Origin of the sequence: Labrys okinawensis (assembly GCF_047345005.1) — a bacterium.
GTDB lineage: Bacteria > Pseudomonadota > Alphaproteobacteria > Rhizobiales > Labraceae > Labrys > Labrys okinawensis.
In genome coordinates this window covers 2010071-2025557 of record NZ_CP178864.1, presented here as the reverse complement: position 1 = coordinate 2025557, position 15487 = coordinate 2010071, and the positions used below count along the sequence as shown (strand labels likewise).

Genomic DNA, 15487 nt, shown 5'->3' with positions numbered 1-15487 from the left:
AAGCTGCTTGAGCAGACTGGGGATCGCTGTTATCCGATTCGTATCCTATGTTCAGGATCGCGGAGCGATGGGAGAATAGCCGACATGGACGAGCTTATTTCAGACAGTGGCCCAGCGTTCAACGTTCCCGACATCATAGCGAAGGAACTGAGCCGCTTCCTCGAAGACCAGATTATATTCGGCGAGCTGCCGCCAGGCTCTCGTTTGGTTGAGGAAGATATCGTAAAGCGGCACAAGGTTAGTCGCTCTCCAGTCCGGGAAGCATTGCGCTCTTTGGAACAGGAAGGCCTCGCAATCAGAGAGTCTCGGCGAGGCGTCTGGGTCAGTGAGATGAGCATTGACGATCTAAACGACGTCTATGCTTGCAGACTCAATCTCGAAGCTTTGGCTACAGAAATGGCGGCCGAGAGGAGGACCGACCAAGACTTAGTGGATATTAGGGCAGCTTTGGAGGCACTGGAAGCATCTATCGAATCCTCGGACCTTCGGGAATTCTTCAGATATAATCTTGCTCTTTCTGCCAGGATTCATGCAGCGACCCACAACAAGACGCTGGGTAAACTTCTCAGCACGATCGGCAAGCAGTCGTATCGGTACCGCATTCTTGCCTATTCGCACTTTCCAGAAATGATGCGCGCCTCTGTGGAAGGCCACAAGGAGGTGCTTTCCGCGATAGAAAAGCGGAACAAGAATTACGCTCGTACACTCATGGAAGACATGATTCAAAAATCGTGGGCTTCCATCCAGACATTTCTGAAGCACGAGCACAGCTGACAAGTCGTCTCTACAGCGTCCATTTTCATCAGCGCTTGCACTTAGAGCCTCGGTGCCTGGTACCCAGGGTCGCCGACGCAATCCCTTGTGCCGTGGCTGACGCTCGCCGGTGCGCTCTTCCCATTTCCAAACCACTTGACATTGTTGTTTGTATACAGAAAACTGCCTCGCAGTCCAATCTGGGAGGAAGACATGCGACCAATCGATGCGCTGAAATGCCTTGCCGTAACCGTTGCTGCCCTGGTCGCGTCGGCTGGCCTGGGCAGTGCAGCTTCGACCCTCGATAATGCCAAGAGCGCTGGCTATATCCGCGTTGGTTTCCCCAATCAGGTTCCCTACGCCTATGCCGACGACAAGGGCCAGCTCACGGGCGTTGACGCGGACATCGCAAGACGCGTCGTCAAGCACATGGGCATTGCCGAAATGGACGGCGTGCTGACCGAGTTCTCCTCGCTCATCCCGGGTCTGAAGGCTGGGCGGTTCGACATGGTCCTGGCCATGTTCGTCAACCCGACTCGCTGCGCGGAAGTCGCCTTCTCGGAGCCGGCCTACTCGGTTGGCCAGGCCCTCCTGGTGGCCAAGGACAATCCCAAGAAGATCGCTGGCTACGACGACCTCGTGAAGGGTGACGCGAAGATCGCCGTGATGTCCGGTGCTGTCCAAGCTAACTACCTCAAGACGCTGGGCGTCGCGGAGGGCCGGATCCAAAGCTACCCGGATATGACCGGCAGCGTGGCTGCCGTGACTTCGGGACGCGCCGACGTCTTCGCAATCAGTGCTCTCGCCGCTCGCCGCCTCATCGCCACGGACGGCGGGACCTCGGTCAGCCTTGTCGAGGGATTTTCGGATCCGGTCGTCAACGGCAAGCCGGCGCGCGGCTACGACGCATTCGCGGTCCGCAAAGGCGACACCGAGCTGCTGGCCGCGTTCAACAAGGCGCTCGCCGAAGTCATGGCCGAGCCGGACTTCGAGAGCGTGATCAAGCCGTACGGCCTGACCAAGAAGGATCTGCCTGACAAGAAGACTGCCGAGCTCTGCCGGTAATCTCTGAATCACGGGTTGGGATGAGAGATGACATCCAACGGCTTTCTGCTCATCCTGTCCGGCGCAGGAACAACGATCGAAATTGCGATACAGTCGATCTTTTTCAGCCTCCTCATCGCCATCGTTGTGGGCACAGCGATGGCGATGGGCGGGCGGGTGCTACGCTACACACTAAAAATCTACGTCGAGCTGTTCAGGGGCACCGCCCTCATCGTCCAGCTCTTTTGGATGTATTTCGTCCTGCCCCAATTCGGAATCTTGCTCTCCGAAAAGGTCGTTGCAATCAGCGCTATCTCCTTGAATTACGGCGCCTACGGGGCGGTTGTTGTCGCCGGCGCAATCAATGCGATCGATAAGAGCCAATGGGAAGCGGCCGCCTCGCTGGGTCTTCGTCGGCTCCCCATTCTGCGGCTCGTCGTCCTGCCCCAAGCCTCCGTCCTTTTGATCAAACCGCTCGGCGTGCTTTACGTGCAGCTCGTCAAGGCGACGTCCTTGGTATCGCTTATAACCATCGCGGATTTGACCTATCGCGCATATCAGCTCAATCAGCTCTCGATGCACATCGTCCCCATCTTTGGGACCGTGATGTTGATCTACTACGCTATGACCAAATGCGTCGCCGCGACTGCAGGCATTCTTGATCACTATGTGGGGACGTGGCGACTCGCATCCGGGGCGCGGTCATGACTGGTATCGACTGGAACATGGCCTTTGCCTTGCAGATCCTGCCGTCGTTGCTCTATGGCGCGATCTGGACGCTGACGGCAACGGTGGCATCATTCGTGGTGGCTATGATCCTGGGGATCGGCGTTGCGCTGCTTTGCGATGGGCGGCGCAAAATTGTCAGCTGGCCCAGCCGTGCGATCGTCGACTTCATAAGAGGTACGCCGATCCTCATTCAGCTCTACCTGCTCTATTTTGCGCTGCCGGCGATCGGCCTTACCTTGCCGGCAATTGTGGTGGGCATCCTGACGTTATCGGTGCACTACGCCTGCTACATGTCGGATACGTATCGGGCTGGACTTGCCACCGTCGCGAAGGGACAACGCGAAGCGGCATCCTCACTGGGCCTGCGCCGAGGTCAGACCTTTTTTTTGGTCGTTCTGCCGCAGGCAATCCGCCCCATCATCCCCATGCTCGGAAACTATCTCATATTCCTGTTCAAGGAGACTCCCCTGCTCTCCGCCGTCGCCATAGTGGAGCTTTTGCAGACCGCCAAGCTCATCGGTTCGGACACCTTCCGATACACCGAACCCTTCACTTTGGTTGGCATAATTTTCCTCGTTCTGAGCCTCGGCACCGCGTGGCTTTTGGCGAGGCTCGAAAAAAGACTGGCACGTCAGCGGCGATGATCCTCGGCTCCGGAACCTAGAAACCTGCCTGGTGCCCGGATAGAGCTGGCATCACTGCAACGGGCCAGAGTTAGAGGCTTGACAGATGATCGGGCTGGCGCTTAAATCGGTCAACTGTGCTTTGTATACAATGTACGATACAACACTTTTACCTTATTCAACCCACTGGAACCCTGATCATGGCGGCTCAACCCTCTGACCCAAGCGTAAGCGAAACTTCCTCACAACCGACGACGGTCCCTCGCTCGGCCAGGGTCGTTATCATCGGCGGTGGTGCGGCTGGTACGAGCGTCGCCTATCACCTCAGCAAACGCGGATGGACCGATATCGTGTTGCTCGAGAAGGGTCTCCTGAGCTCAGGCACCACTTGGCATTCCGCGGGCGACATTCCGCTGATGAAGCCGACGGGTCTGATCGGATTGGTCCGCTACGGAGCGGACCTCTATGCCGGCCTCGAGGAAGAGACTGGGCAATCCGTCGGCTGGCGCAACTGCGGTTACATCAAGGTCGCCAGGACGCTCGCGCGCTTCGAGGACTACAAGCGTTCGGTCTCCACTTTCAATGCCCTCGGCGGAGCCGCTGAGGTGATTACGCCTGCCCAAGTCAAGGAGCGGTGGCCATTGGCCTCCGTCGACGACTTGCACGGCGCGGTGTGGGAGCCTGGCAGCGGTCGCTTGGATCCGACAGGCTTGGTGTTTGCCTTCGCAAAGGGCGCTAAGTCGCGCGGCGTAAAGATCATCGAAAACTGCTCGATTCTCAGCATAGAGCAGCGCAATGGCGCCGTGAGCGGCGTCGTCACGAATTACGGCCCGATCAGCTGCGAGATCGTAGTCAATTGCGCTGGCATCTGGTCGCGTCAGATCGGTGAGATGGCGGGGGTGAACGTACCTCTGCATGCAACCGAGCATTTCTACATGCTGACGAACCCTATCGAAGGCATCGATCGCAATCTGCCCATCCTCAACGATCCAGACGCCAACGTGTACATGCGCGAGGATCTCGGTGGCCTCCTGGTTGGTTGCTTCGAGCCTGACGCCAAGCCCCTGTCCCTGGACAAACTTCCCGCCGACTTCTCATTCGGCCGGCTCGAGGAAGACTGGGATCACGTCGGACCGTACATGCAAAATGCCATGCAGCGTGTACCCGCCATCGAGACTGCTGAAATCCGCTACCTGATGAACGGTCCAGAGAGCTTCACTCCCGACGGCAACCTTCTGATCGGCGAAGCTCCCGAGCTGCGCTCGTTCTACGTACTTACCGGCTTCAACTCAGGCGGCGTCGCGATGTCGGCCGGCATGGGCAGGACCATCACCGAGTGGATCGTCGATGGTGGCCCAACCGTCGACATGACCCGCTACGACATTCGCCGCTTCGGCGAAATCCACAACAACACGACCTGGCTCGGAGTGCGCTCGACCGAGATCGTCGGACGGCATATGGCGGTTCCGGCGCCGGGCAAGGACTATGCGACCGGCCGGCCGCAGCGTCTGTCGCCATTCCACACCTTAACCAGCAAGCACGGTGCACAGTATGGCTCGCTCATGGGCTGGGAGCGTCCGCTTTGGTATGGCGATGCCGAACCGAAGCTGGACAATCCGTTCGCCCGGCCCTGGTGGCTGGATATTTCCGCCGCTGAGCACAAGGCCGCACGCGAGACGGTGGCGTTGTTCGATCTCTCGTCCTTCGCGAAATTCGTCCTCAGCGGAGAAGATGCGCTCGTCGCTGCACAGTCTCTCTTCTCGAGCAACATGGACGTGCCCGTGGGCCGCGTGATTTACACCACGCTGCTCAACGAGAACGGGGGCATCCAGTCCGATCTGACCGTGATCAGGCGCGCGGAGCAGGAATTCCTCATTGTCACCGGCGCCGGACAAACGACGCGGGATTTCAACTGGATCCGCAAGAACATCAGCTCAGGTTTGCGCGCTACTTTGACAGACATCACGTCCAGCTATGGCGTGCTCGGCGTCATGGGCCCGAATTCGCGTGAGCTCCTTGCGCGCGTCACCGACACGGACATGTCCAACGCGGCTTTCCCGTTCAGAACCGCCAAACTGATCTCGATCGGCGGCGCTCGCGTGTTGGCCTCGCGGATCTCCTATGCCGGCGAACTTGGCTGGGAACTCTACGTCCCGCCGGAAGTCGCCTCTGGCGTCGTGGAGCAAATCTGGTCCGCCGGAAGTGACCTCGGCATCAAGTGGGCGGGCTACAATGCGCTCGGCTCGCTCCGCATGGAGAAGGCCTACCGCTCCTGGGGTCGCGACATCCTGCCGGACGTCACCCCTTCCGAGGCCGGCCTCCTCTTCGCGGTCAGTTCCAAGAAAGAATTCATCGGCTCGAAGGCGGTCGCAAAGCAGAAGAACGAGAAGCTGACGCGCAAGCTCGTGCAATTTGCCATCGACAACACGGGCGATGAATTCCTCTACGGCGACGAGCCCTTCTATCGTGACGGTGTCTATTGCGGAATGGTTTCATCAGCCGCGTACGGCCATACGGTCGGCTCGTTGCTGGCCTTCGCCCTCCTGACTTCTCCGGATGACTCGCCGACGAGCACTTATGAGGTCGAGATCGGTGGCAAGCGCTTTGGCGCGCGGCCGCTGGAGAACCCGCCTTACGATCCGGCCAGCAAGAAGATGATGGCTTGATGATCGCTCATGGGTTCGCCGGCGCAGTCGTGCCGGCGAACGTGTCTCTCGATGATTGCTCGAGAGTTTTCGGGATCAGCCGGGTCGCAGCCCATCAAGCGGCCGGCTAGCTGTCAGCAAGTGCGAGGAGGAAATAGATGGACGAACAGGCAGCGCGGGACGCGTTCGAGACCGCCATCAAAACCCATAGGCCGGATTTTGGCACGTTTTTCCTGGCTCGTCTGATGGACCTCGAAATCACCTATCCCGAGGACACCTGCCGAATTTCGTTCCCCGTTCGCGACTTCCTGTTTAATCCACAAGGATCCTTGCACGGCGGTGTCATCGCAACCGTAATGGATATCTCCATGGGACATCTGCTCAAGCATTCGTTCGGCGCAGGCGGAGCAACGCTCGAGATGAAGCTGCAATATATGAGACCCATTCTGCCGCCTTCAGCGGTGTGCGAGGGACGCTTTCTACGCAAGGGCCGCAACATCTCCTTCCTTGAGTCGCGCATGTGGGATGCCGAGGGGCGCCTCGCGGTCCATGCAACCGCCACCTGGAAACCGGCTCAACAGGCCGCCGCCCAATGACCAGTGCGCAGTCCCTGCAGCAATGTATCGCAGCGTTGGGAGCTAGCCTGGCTGCGCCGGACATCATCTTGGACGATGCCGAGATGCGCCGCTACGAGGCGGCGGCCCGCTACGGAAATGGAAAAGCCGCCTTCGTCGTCCTCCCGCGCACAACAGAGGCCGTCGCCGAGGTCATTTCGATTTGTCGTAAGCACGCGGTCGCGTTGATACCGCAGGGAGCTAATACCGGATTGGTAGGAGCCGCCGTCCCGGATTCCTCCGGCCGGCAGGGCATTTTGTCCCTCGAAAAGTTCGCAGGTGAGTTGGCCGTGGACGTCGCCAATCGCTCCGTGCGCGTTTCAGCCGGCGTACGGCTGTCGGTTCTCAATGACGAATTGGCAAAACACGGACTATTCTACCCTATAGATTTGGGCGCGGACCCTTCGATCGGGGGCATGGTGGCCACCAATACCGGTGGGTCCCGCTTTATCCGCTACGGCGATGTCCGCAAAAGTGTGCTCGGCCTGGAAGTCGTCCTGGCAGACGACGCCGGCACGCGGCTCGACTTGGGGAGCGGCCTTCGAAAGAACAATGTTGGGCTCGACCTCAAGCAGCTGTTTATCGGAACGGGCGGCGCCTACGGCGTCATCACCCGAGTCGACCTAGAAGTCCAGCCGCTGCCACGACAGTCGGCCACGGCCCTCATAGCCCCCCAAAACCGCAAAGCGGTCGTCCCCCTTCTCCTCGCGTCCGAAGCGGCCTTCGGTGGGGACCTGACATCTTTTGAGGGAATGTCCGGCGAGGCTATTTCGTGCGTGCTCCGACACATACCTGGCACAAGGAATCCCTTCTTCCCGGAGGCGGTCCCAGAGTATGCGGCCCTGATCGAGCTGACGCGTGCCTCCGACGAAGCCGACTCGCAGCCGCGTCTGTCCGAGCATCTGAGCACCTTTCTTGAGCAGCAGCTCGAGGCCGGCACAATCACCAATGCCGTGATGGACCATCCGGCCTCGCTCTGGAAAATCCGCCATTCAATTTCCGAAGCCCTGCGAGATGAGGGCCACGTCATCGGCTTGGACATCTCTACCAAGCGGCCCGACCTCGAGCCCTTCCATGCCGAGGCCCGGGCGCTGCTGCTACGCGAGTACCCGTGGCTGCTCATTTGTGACTTCGGCCACTGCGGAGATGGAGGGGACCACTTCAACCTTGTATGGCCGCATCGCGACGTTCCCGCCTATGACGCCAATGTTGCAGCGACCGTCCGAGAGCGCATCTACCGGCTGCTTGCAGATGGATATGGCGGCAGCTTCAGCGCCGAGCACGGAACAGGTCCTGCAAACCTCGGCTATCGCAAGTCACTTCTCGATCCCGCGTCCCTCGATATTGAGGCACGCATCGGTGGCCTACTTACCAACGGACAACTCTTGGGAAGGGCGTTGGTTTAGGCCTGCCTCGATCCGACATCGGCGATGACGGATCGATTGAAAGGCCAAATCCCCTATAACTCCACGTCCAAGAATGACTGCATCTTTACCACGTCGTCGGTTGCATCGATGCTGTTGGCAATTCTCAGCGCGACGACGCCGTTCGGAAGCAGCGCCACGACAGAGCCACCATATCCCGACATGCAAGGGACGTAGGTGAGTTCCCCCCTCCACTGATGCGCCGCGTACCAGAATGTGCGGTAGTAGTACGGAAACTTGCTCCAATAAGTGCGGTATCCCCTCGGCTCCTTGCCGGCGAGCAGTTCCCGAACAATGTCTCGCGGCAGCAGCTGGTTTCCGTTCCATTCGCCTTCGTTCAGATACAACTTCGCAATCTTTGCCAGGTCCTCGAGCGTGGGATACATCCCGTATCCCATGTAGGGCACCCCGGTCTTCAGGTCTTGCTCAACCGTTCGGCTGGTCGGAAGCACCTGAATTTCGAGCGGGTTGTAAACCTCTCGCGTAAGATAGCTCCAGATATCCTCATCAGGTCCAAGCTGTTGCTTGACGTAGGCGTCGAGACCGAGCGCCAGGAAAAACATCTCCTCGTCGCGGTAACGAACAACTTTTCCAGGACCCCAGGAATAGAGGTTCGTATTGCGGAACATGTGGTTCATTTTCGCCGACCAGGACTGAGCTGAGTACCAGTCGAGATAGACCCCGTCATAGGGCTCCATGGCCCCATTTTGTGGATCGTCGGATCCATAGCCCAGGCCGGCTGCCATGGTGTAGGCATCACCAAATGTGACATCGACCCAACCAGGGAACGCACGCGCTTCGGCAACAAAGTCAGAGACTCTTTTGGTGAAGATTTCGCGATCGAACTGCTGGGCGATCCTGAGAATAGCAACGCCCAACGCGGCTGTTTTGGTTATCGACCAGACGCCGAAACGCTGGCGCCCGGCGTAGGGAAGTTCACCAGCGGGAGTGGCGGCGGATTTCACATAGAGCGTCTCGCCGACAAGGAGCGCGTCAGCCACCAACTTCTCAGGCAGGATGTCGCTATCGAAATCGTGGATCTTTGCTGAGCCCGTTAGTTCCGCCAGATCAGACCAAGGTCTCGTTCTGAGGCGCATCTTTTCAAACTTGCGAAACTCGGTGATCAACTCATCCCGATTTCCAAGAGGGGCCGCGCGGTATCTGGCTTTCAGAGCTCCGGAGGCCAAAAACTTATCCGGCAGCGACAACGGGGCTGTCTGCTGTACGATTTGATATCGAAGTGAGCTGATGGCGTTTTCACGATAGACAAACGTTGCGACGCCGTTGTGCGTGTTGCCGTCTATGCGGCTCACGAGTGCGAAAGGGAATGACCCGCGCGACCAATCGCCGTCGCCATTTTCTGACCATACTTTGCCTGGCTGGACGATCACTTCCCAGTAGCTTGCCCCGGGTCGCGCGGTGAGGTCTTGATTGGCGGGAATCAATTCGCCATCTGTCGACAAAAATCCGATCTCGAACGCTGGGAAGAGGCGGAGATCCTTACCGAATGCAGACGGCACCGTGAGAGTTTCGGGGTCAGTGCTCATCATTGTTTCGTCAACGGTGAGCACCCCCTCGAAGGTGCAAAACGCTGGTCGGGCGTCGTGCGGCGGTTGAAACGCGCCGTTGTCGAAAAGCTCGAACGTAGGCGATGCCTTCTCGAAGTCACTGACTGACAGATGACCGTGCATCGATTGACCGTGCATCGATTGACCGTGCATCTAACAGCCCCTTCTTCTGAAACGTTCCACGCTCCCTCGGGGGAGGGCAACTAGCGTATACAAAAAACAGCAGATTTTGTGAAGAAAGAGACGCTTCTCGTCAAATTTCATGCGTGAATGTCGCTATTGATAACAAAAATGTCGGAAAATTGGCATTTTGGAATTTTTTCGACTTACTATCTAAATCGATTTGTGTACGGTATCCACCGCCGGGATCTCTCCCAAGCGCGCCTAAATCGACCAAAAACTCTCAGAGAGGATCCAATGTCTGTTCGCAAACGCTTGTTGATGACCGCGCTGGGCTGCTCGGTCTTGATGTCACCCATCGTGCCCGTAACCTCGGCGGAAGCGGCAGACACGGTTCATGTTGCGATGCCAGACGCTACGACGATCCTAGACCCGATAAAGTCGCCCAACGGCGGGGATATTGCGGTCTATGGGCAGCTCTACACGCATCTGGTGAGGCGAAATTGGCAGACGGGGGAAATTGAGCCCGGCCTCGCCGAGCGGTGGGAAATATCGGCGGATGGCTTGACCTATACCTTTCACTTGCGAGATGCCAAGTTTTCAGATCATTCCCCGATCACTGGCGCGGACGTGGCCTTTAGCCTGGAGCGCGTCCGCACCGACCCGCTTTCGGTATTCGCCGCGCCTCTCCAAGCCGTCACAGCCATTACGGCTCAGGACGACAAGACCGTCGTTGTCAAACTGAAATACCCCTTCGCGCCCCTTCTGGCCAATCTCGAGATTTGGAACATGGGGATCGTTTCCAAGAACGATGTCGAAAAAAGAGGGGCAGATAAAGCATTTTCCGACGTTCCCGTTTCCTCCGGGCCATACACGGTCTCCGAGTGGAAGCCCAACGACAAGATCGTGCTGAAGCCCAACCAGGAATACTGGCGAAAAGGACACCCCAAGTCCCAGAACGACGTCGAAATCGTAACCGTCTCATCGGCGCAGACGCGGGAAGCTATGCTCAGGGCTGGCGACATCGACATCATGGGGGCGGTGGAATGGTCTCAAATCGATGGGTTGAAATCGTTCGACAAGGTCGACATGCGTCTTGAGCCCTCGACGACGCTCTATCAGGTCCGCCTGAACAACAAACGCGAGCCGTTTTCAAGAGTCGATGCTCGACAAGCGGCCGCAATGGCGATCGACGTAAAGGCCGTGGCAGCTGCAGTCACTCACGGCTACGGCATCTATGCCAACACGACGCTACCGTCGACCTTGTTATTCCACAATACTGAGTATCCCGGCATCGGCTACGACCTCAAGAAATCCGCGGAGCTTATCGCGTCCTCGGGTATGCGAGGACATGACATCAAGATCCTGGCGGCTCCTGGAACGGCAGAGCAGCAGCTGTCCGTGCTTATCCAAGCTCAGTTGATGGCCCTTGGGCTTAAACCTGTAATCGTCAATATGGACGAAGGCGCGAGAGATGAAGCCGTTAGCAAGGGTGACTATGACGCGACCGTGAGCTTGTATTTCAACGAAACGCCCGATCCAGATGGCCTGGTTCGCTGGGCCTTGTGCGGCACCTGCGGATCCGATTCCAACGGGACCTTCTACGAGAACCCAACGGTCGACAAGCTGACCGATGAGGGAACTCGCGAGTTGGACCCGGCCAAGCGGTCGGAGATATACAAAAAGATCCAGGAAATTACGACCAATGAGGTCGCCAATATTCCGCTCTTCAACGCTCCGAACCCGGTGGCCTATTCCAAGAAAATACAGGGGCTCCTATTCACTCCGGCGCTCGGCTGGACTTTCGAGGATATGACCACTTCCAAGTGAGGCAATGCGCCTAGCGCGCCTCACCCTACCAGGTCTTTTGGAATAGGTGGCTCTTTGAAAGCTCTTTTGCGACGGATTTTGCAACTCATAGGTGTCCTGTTTGGTATCAGCGCCGTGACGTTTCTGCTTGTACGTCTTGCTCCTGGCGATCCGGCCCGAATTCTGGCCGGAGAGCGGGCTTCCGCGGCGACGGTTGAGGCCATACGACACCAGTATGGCTTCGATCAATCTTTGTGGGACCAATTTGCCTACTATTGTCTGCGCCTACTTCAGGGGAATATGGGCTGGTCGCTCAAATATCAGCGTCCGGTGATTCAGCTCATCGAGCAATTCATCTCGCCCACGCTCTTCCTGACCGCGTATGTCATATGTATATCGGTGCCGGTTGTTGTTGTCGGCGCGATTGCCAGTGCCAGTAAGCCACGCGGCTTTGCCGACAATGCGATCCGCATCGTCGGCGTGGCCAGCATGACCATCCCCGTCTTCTGGCTTGCGATCATGTTGTCGCGGCTATTCGGCATTGCGCTGGGCTGGTTTCCTGTTTCCGGCTATGGCGACACATTTGTCGATCGGCTGCACCATCTCTTTCTGCCGGCGTTCTCCATGTCTCTTTGGTTGATCCCCGTGCTTTTGCAGAGCCTACGCGCCGCCCTCATCGAGAAGGCGCAGGCTGACTTCGTGACGGCGGCCCGTGCAGCGGGCGCGAGCGAGCGTGAAATCCTTTGGCGGACAGTCCTTCCCAACTCTGTCGTCCCGACACTCAACCTGTTGGGTGTGATGATCGCGTACGTGATCGCCGGAACGATCATTGTGGAGACGGTGTACGCAATTCCTGGGCTCGGGACACTGATGATCTCATCCTTGCTTGGGCGCGACTACTACGTCGTGCAAGGCCTAACGCTACTATTCGCGGTCTCCACCGTACTGGTCACGTTCATCATCGACATAACGACGATGATGATCGATCCCCGTATTCGGGGGTGAGGAGCTCCAATGTCGCAAGTTGCACGAACCGAAGTGCGAAAGCCCGCCGCCATCAATCTCGGAGCATGCTTTGCCGCGCTCATTCTTGGATGTTGGGTCTTAATCGCGCTGACTGCGGAATTCGTCGCTCCGTATGACCCAACCGCCATCGACATCATGAGCATGCTCTCGCCACCTAGTGCCGCTCATTGGTTCGGCACCGATCAGGTAGGAAGGGACGTCCTTTCGCGCGTGATATTCGCCTCCCGCATCGATCTTCTCTTGTGCATCGCTGGCGTACTCCCATCGCTCATCCTTGGGACGTTGATCGGTCTCGTCAGTGGCTATTTTGGGGGTATGATCGACGTCATTTTGATGCGCATCTACGACCTGACGATCGCCTTTCCCTTTTTCGTGTTGGTCCTGGCCATTGTCGGCATCCTCGGACCGGGACTCACCAATTTCATAGTGGCGATCGCGATCGTCGGTTGGGTAACCTACGCGCGCCTAGTCAGGGCCGAAGTTTTGACGACCAGAGAGGCCGAATATGTTGCCGCGGCCCAGTGCATGGGCTTCAAACACCGGACAATCATCTTCCGGCACATTTTGCCCAATGTTGCCGGACCGATCCTCGGCTACGCAGTAAGTGACGCGGTCTTAGCCATGCTGGCAGGTGCCAGTTTCGGCTTCCTGGGCCTGGGCGCTCAGCCGCCACTCGCGGAATGGGGCGTGATGATCGCGGAAGGACAGCCATTCGTCTCCCAGGCCTGGTGGATCTGTTTGTTCCCCGGCCTCGCGACAGTCTCGTTGGGTATCGGCTTTGTGCTGCTCGGCGATCAGCTGCAAATCAGGAGAAACCCAGGATGACAACCGACGCTCTCCTGACGGTTGACAATCTCTCTATCGAAATTGGATCCCTAGCAGTCGTGAAGGCGATGTCTTTCTCCCTCATGCCAGGGGAGATCCTTGGCATCGTTGGCGAGAGCGGTTCCGGAAAGTCAATGACTTCGCGCGCGCTCTTGGGGATTTTGCCCTCCGCCGCGCGCGCGGTTGGATCCGCTCGGCTGGGATCGAAGGAACTCCTTTCACTTGACGACCGCGGTTGGCAGGACGTTCGTGGCTCCGAGATCGCAATGATTTTCCAGAACGCATCTTCTCATCTCGATCCATTGCAGACTGTCGGCAGCCAGATAGCCGCACCGGTCGTCCGCCATAAGGGCCTGAGCAAGAACGACGCGAAGTCCAAAGCTGTTGAATTGCTCGACGCAGTCGGCATCCAAGATCCCCGGCGACGCGCGCGATCGTACCCGCATCAATTTTCCGGTGGCATGAAACAACGCGCGATGATCGCGGCCGCTCTCGGCGGCGAGCCCAAACTCCTCATCGCGGACGAGCCGACGACTGCATTGGACGTTACCGTCCAGGCGAAGATCCTTCACCTTCTCAAGCAGCTCAACCAACAGCGCGGCCTCGCGATAATGTTGATCTCGCACGACCTCGGGGTAATTGCTGATATCTGCACGCGCGTGATCGTGATGCGCAATGGCGAGGTGGTGGAGCAGGGAGCGACCGAAGACATCATCCGTCGACCGAGCCATTCGTACACCAAGCTTTTGATCGAGTCGCAGCCGCGGCGCCCGAAGGGAAAGGAACAAATTGCGCCGGAACTTGAGACAACACCGCTGCTTCAGGTGCGCGACTTGGCGGTATCGTTCCAGGTCGCCTCGCGGCAGATCGTCGGCGGCTCCAAGGAATTTATGGCCCTCGACGGTCTTGAGCTCCACCTGGCCAAAGGGGAGTCGGTCGGTATCGTTGGTGAGAGCGGCTCCGGTAAGTCGACACTCGCGCGTACCATCGTCCTCCAAAACCAGCCTAAGAGAGGTTCGGTCGAACTGGACGGTGTCAGTGTTCATTCGCTAAGGGGAGCCGACCTACAGCGGTTCCGTAAGCGTGTGCAGATGATCTTCCAAAGTCCATACGACGCCCTCAATCCCCGTATGACGATCTCGGACGCCGTCGCCGAACCAGTTTGGCGACACGGACTGGCTAGCCGACGCGATGCGATGAACGAAGCCCAGAAGCTCCTTGGCATGGTCGAGCTTCCGCGCAACCTTTGGAATCGCAAACCACGGGAACTGTCGGGCGGACAGTGCCAGCGCGTAGGAATTGCGCGTGCCCTGGCGTTGAACCCCGAAATGATCATCGCCGATGAAATCACATCTGCGTTGGATGTCACGACACAGGCGCAACTGCTCAAGCTTCTCAAGGCGCTGCAGAAGGAGCGGTCTCTGTCGATACTCTACATCTCACACGACCTCGCCGTCGTGGCGAGCTTCTGCCAGCGCGTATATGTGCTGCGGCATGGCAAGCTTGTCGAGAGCGGTTCGGTGACCGAGGTCCTCAACTCCCCCAGAGAGGACTACACCCGCGAGCTTTTGGCATCCATGGTCGACACCACGGCCGCGGCTGCGTAGGCGCGTATCAAGGCATTCTCACGCCCATTGATAATCGGCTCAACAACCTAGGACAGCTTGAATGTGTCGGTTCGTTACGCGATTGTCGCCCCGATGGGGTGAACGATGAACCGTAGGGACAAGGCGCGCCCTTTCGTGCCGACCGAAATTCACGTCGGCATCGTCACGGATGAGAAGGGCGCTATCGGCATCCTCTCGATCATGACCACCGAGGGCCTACTTGAAATCACGCTTGACCGGCAGGCTGCCGACGCCATTGTAAGAGCCATTGGCTCTATCAGGATCAAGCTGGAAACCACAGAGACCTGAATTGATCCGGTCGACAAGAAACGAATGTCTATGTCGGATCATCGTATTCGGCGTCGCTAAGATGCGACCTTGTCGCGACATTTGGGCGAAGCTGTGTTAGGCCACATCTGGCTGTCACCCAACATCAGACGGTAGCGATCATCCAGGCTCGGGATTATCGTTAGCGCTTCTTTCTGCGAATAGAAGGTAGCAAGGTCCTAGTGCTGCCGTCGACGATTCGCTGAAGCCGATAGGTTTCAAGATAGAGCTTTTCTTCGGCCACAAGGCATTTCTCCAAGCTCGGCCCAGTCCAAGCGTTTGTGATACTTCATGGGGCTCGAAATCAATCGGATGTAGTGCAGTTGCGCAGTACGCATCCGAGGAGGGCCGCGTAATGGGAGCGTGTGGTCGG

General features: G+C 58.0%; 13 protein-coding genes. 12 read left to right on the top strand and 1 reads right to left on the bottom strand.

Features of this window, described 5'->3' with window-relative positions; all coding sequences use genetic code 11:
- Positions 1-84 precede the first annotated feature (84 nt).
- The 7 genes from ACMDCR_RS09615 to ACMDCR_RS09585 all read left to right on the top strand — a co-directional run bounded on the left by ACMDCR_RS09615 (position 85) and on the right by ACMDCR_RS09585 (position 7814).
- Positions 85-774 carry a GntR family transcriptional regulator gene (locus ACMDCR_RS09615; RefSeq protein WP_413992314.1) on the top strand — a complete coding sequence of 230 codons (690 nt, stop codon included), beginning with the start codon at positions 85-87 and terminating at the stop codon, positions 772-774.
- 192 nt (positions 775-966) lie between these two features.
- Positions 967-1818, top strand: coding sequence for an ectoine/hydroxyectoine ABC transporter substrate-binding protein EhuB (ehuB, locus tag ACMDCR_RS09610; protein ID WP_413992313.1), 852 nt, complete (start codon positions 967-969; stop codon positions 1816-1818).
- Between the two features lie 27 nt (positions 1819-1845).
- Complete coding sequence (locus ACMDCR_RS09605; protein ID WP_413992312.1) at positions 1846-2505, top strand: amino acid ABC transporter permease; 660 nt, start codon at positions 1846-1848, stop codon at positions 2503-2505.
- Positions 2502-3170 carry an ectoine/hydroxyectoine ABC transporter permease subunit EhuD gene (gene ehuD / locus ACMDCR_RS09600; RefSeq protein ID WP_413992311.1) on the top strand — a complete coding sequence of 223 codons (669 nt, stop codon included), beginning with the start codon at positions 2502-2504 and terminating at the stop codon, positions 3168-3170. Before ACMDCR_RS09605 ends, ehuD begins: the two co-directional genes overlap by 4 nt.
- Before the next feature lie 179 nt (positions 3171-3349).
- Positions 3350-5815, top strand: coding sequence for a GcvT family protein (locus ACMDCR_RS09595; protein WP_413992310.1), 2466 nt, complete (start codon positions 3350-3352; stop codon positions 5813-5815).
- A 137-nt stretch (positions 5816-5952) separates the two neighbouring features.
- Positions 5953-6390, top strand: coding sequence for a PaaI family thioesterase (locus ACMDCR_RS09590; RefSeq protein WP_413992309.1), 438 nt, complete (start codon positions 5953-5955; stop codon positions 6388-6390).
- Between the two features lie 68 nt (positions 6391-6458).
- Positions 6459-7814 carry an FAD-binding oxidoreductase gene (locus tag ACMDCR_RS09585; RefSeq protein ID WP_413992308.1) on the top strand — a complete coding sequence of 452 codons (1356 nt, stop codon included), beginning with the start codon at positions 6459-6461 and terminating at the stop codon, positions 7812-7814.
- A 53-nt stretch (positions 7815-7867) separates the two neighbouring features.
- Here ACMDCR_RS09585 and ACMDCR_RS09580 read toward each other — a convergent pair whose 3' ends face one another.
- Entirely contained in the window at positions 7868-9553 is a 1686-nt protein-coding gene (locus ACMDCR_RS09580; protein ID WP_413992307.1) for a hypothetical protein, read from the bottom strand.
- Positions 9554-9817: 264 nt separating this feature from the next.
- Here ACMDCR_RS09580 and ACMDCR_RS09575 point away from each other — a divergent pair, with 264 nt between their 5' ends.
- From ACMDCR_RS09575 to ACMDCR_RS09555, 5 genes are all read left to right on the top strand, one after another.
- Positions 9818-11350: an ABC transporter substrate-binding protein gene (locus tag ACMDCR_RS09575; RefSeq protein ID WP_413992306.1), complete on the top strand. Its 1533-nt coding sequence runs from the start codon at positions 9818-9820 to the stop codon at positions 11348-11350.
- A gap of 54 nt (positions 11351-11404) precedes the next feature.
- Entirely contained in the window at positions 11405-12334 is a 930-nt protein-coding gene (locus ACMDCR_RS09570; protein WP_413992305.1) for an ABC transporter permease, read from the top strand.
- Positions 12335-12343: 9 nt separating this feature from the next.
- Entirely contained in the window at positions 12344-13180 is an 837-nt protein-coding gene (locus ACMDCR_RS09565; protein ID WP_413992304.1) for an ABC transporter permease, read from the top strand.
- The gene (locus tag ACMDCR_RS09560; RefSeq protein ID WP_413992303.1) at positions 13177-14787 is read left to right on the top strand and encodes a dipeptide ABC transporter ATP-binding protein; all 1611 of its coding nucleotides are present in this window, start codon (positions 13177-13179) and stop codon (positions 14785-14787) included. The genes ACMDCR_RS09565 and ACMDCR_RS09560 overlap by 4 nt, the downstream gene beginning before the upstream one ends.
- Positions 14788-14892: 105 nt before the next feature.
- Positions 14893-15096, top strand: a complete 204-nt coding sequence (locus ACMDCR_RS09555) for a hypothetical protein (RefSeq protein ID WP_413992302.1) — start codon at positions 14893-14895, stop codon at positions 15094-15096.
- The last annotated feature ends 391 nt before the right edge of the window (positions 15097-15487 follow it).

What these genes read in the sequence shown, in the direction of transcription:
- ACMDCR_RS09615 (WP_413992314.1), top strand. Translation starts at nt 85, where the DNA reads ATGGACGAGCTTATTTCAGACAGTGGCCCAGCGTTCAACGTTCCCGAC.
- ehuB (WP_413992313.1), top strand. Translation starts at nt 967, where the DNA reads ATGCGACCAATCGATGCGCTGAAATGCCTTGCCGTAACCGTTGCTGCC.
- ACMDCR_RS09605 (WP_413992312.1), top strand. Translation starts at nt 1,846, where the DNA reads ATGACATCCAACGGCTTTCTGCTCATCCTGTCCGGCGCAGGAACAACG.
- ehuD (WP_413992311.1), top strand. Translation starts at nt 2,502, where the DNA reads ATGACTGGTATCGACTGGAACATGGCCTTTGCCTTGCAGATCCTGCCG.
- ACMDCR_RS09595 (WP_413992310.1), top strand. Translation starts at nt 3,350, where the DNA reads ATGGCGGCTCAACCCTCTGACCCAAGCGTAAGCGAAACTTCCTCACAA.
- ACMDCR_RS09590 (WP_413992309.1), top strand. Translation starts at nt 5,953, where the DNA reads ATGGACGAACAGGCAGCGCGGGACGCGTTCGAGACCGCCATCAAAACC.
- ACMDCR_RS09580 (WP_413992307.1), bottom strand. Translation starts at nt 9,553, where the DNA reads ATGCACGGTCAATCGATGCACGGTCAATCGATGCACGGTCATCTGTCA.
- ACMDCR_RS09575 (WP_413992306.1), top strand. Translation starts at nt 9,818, where the DNA reads ATGTCTGTTCGCAAACGCTTGTTGATGACCGCGCTGGGCTGCTCGGTC.
- ACMDCR_RS09565 (WP_413992304.1), top strand. Translation starts at nt 12,344, where the DNA reads ATGTCGCAAGTTGCACGAACCGAAGTGCGAAAGCCCGCCGCCATCAAT.
- ACMDCR_RS09560 (WP_413992303.1), top strand. Translation starts at nt 13,177, where the DNA reads ATGACAACCGACGCTCTCCTGACGGTTGACAATCTCTCTATCGAAATT.
- ACMDCR_RS09555 (WP_413992302.1), top strand. Translation starts at nt 14,893, where the DNA reads ATGAACCGTAGGGACAAGGCGCGCCCTTTCGTGCCGACCGAAATTCAC.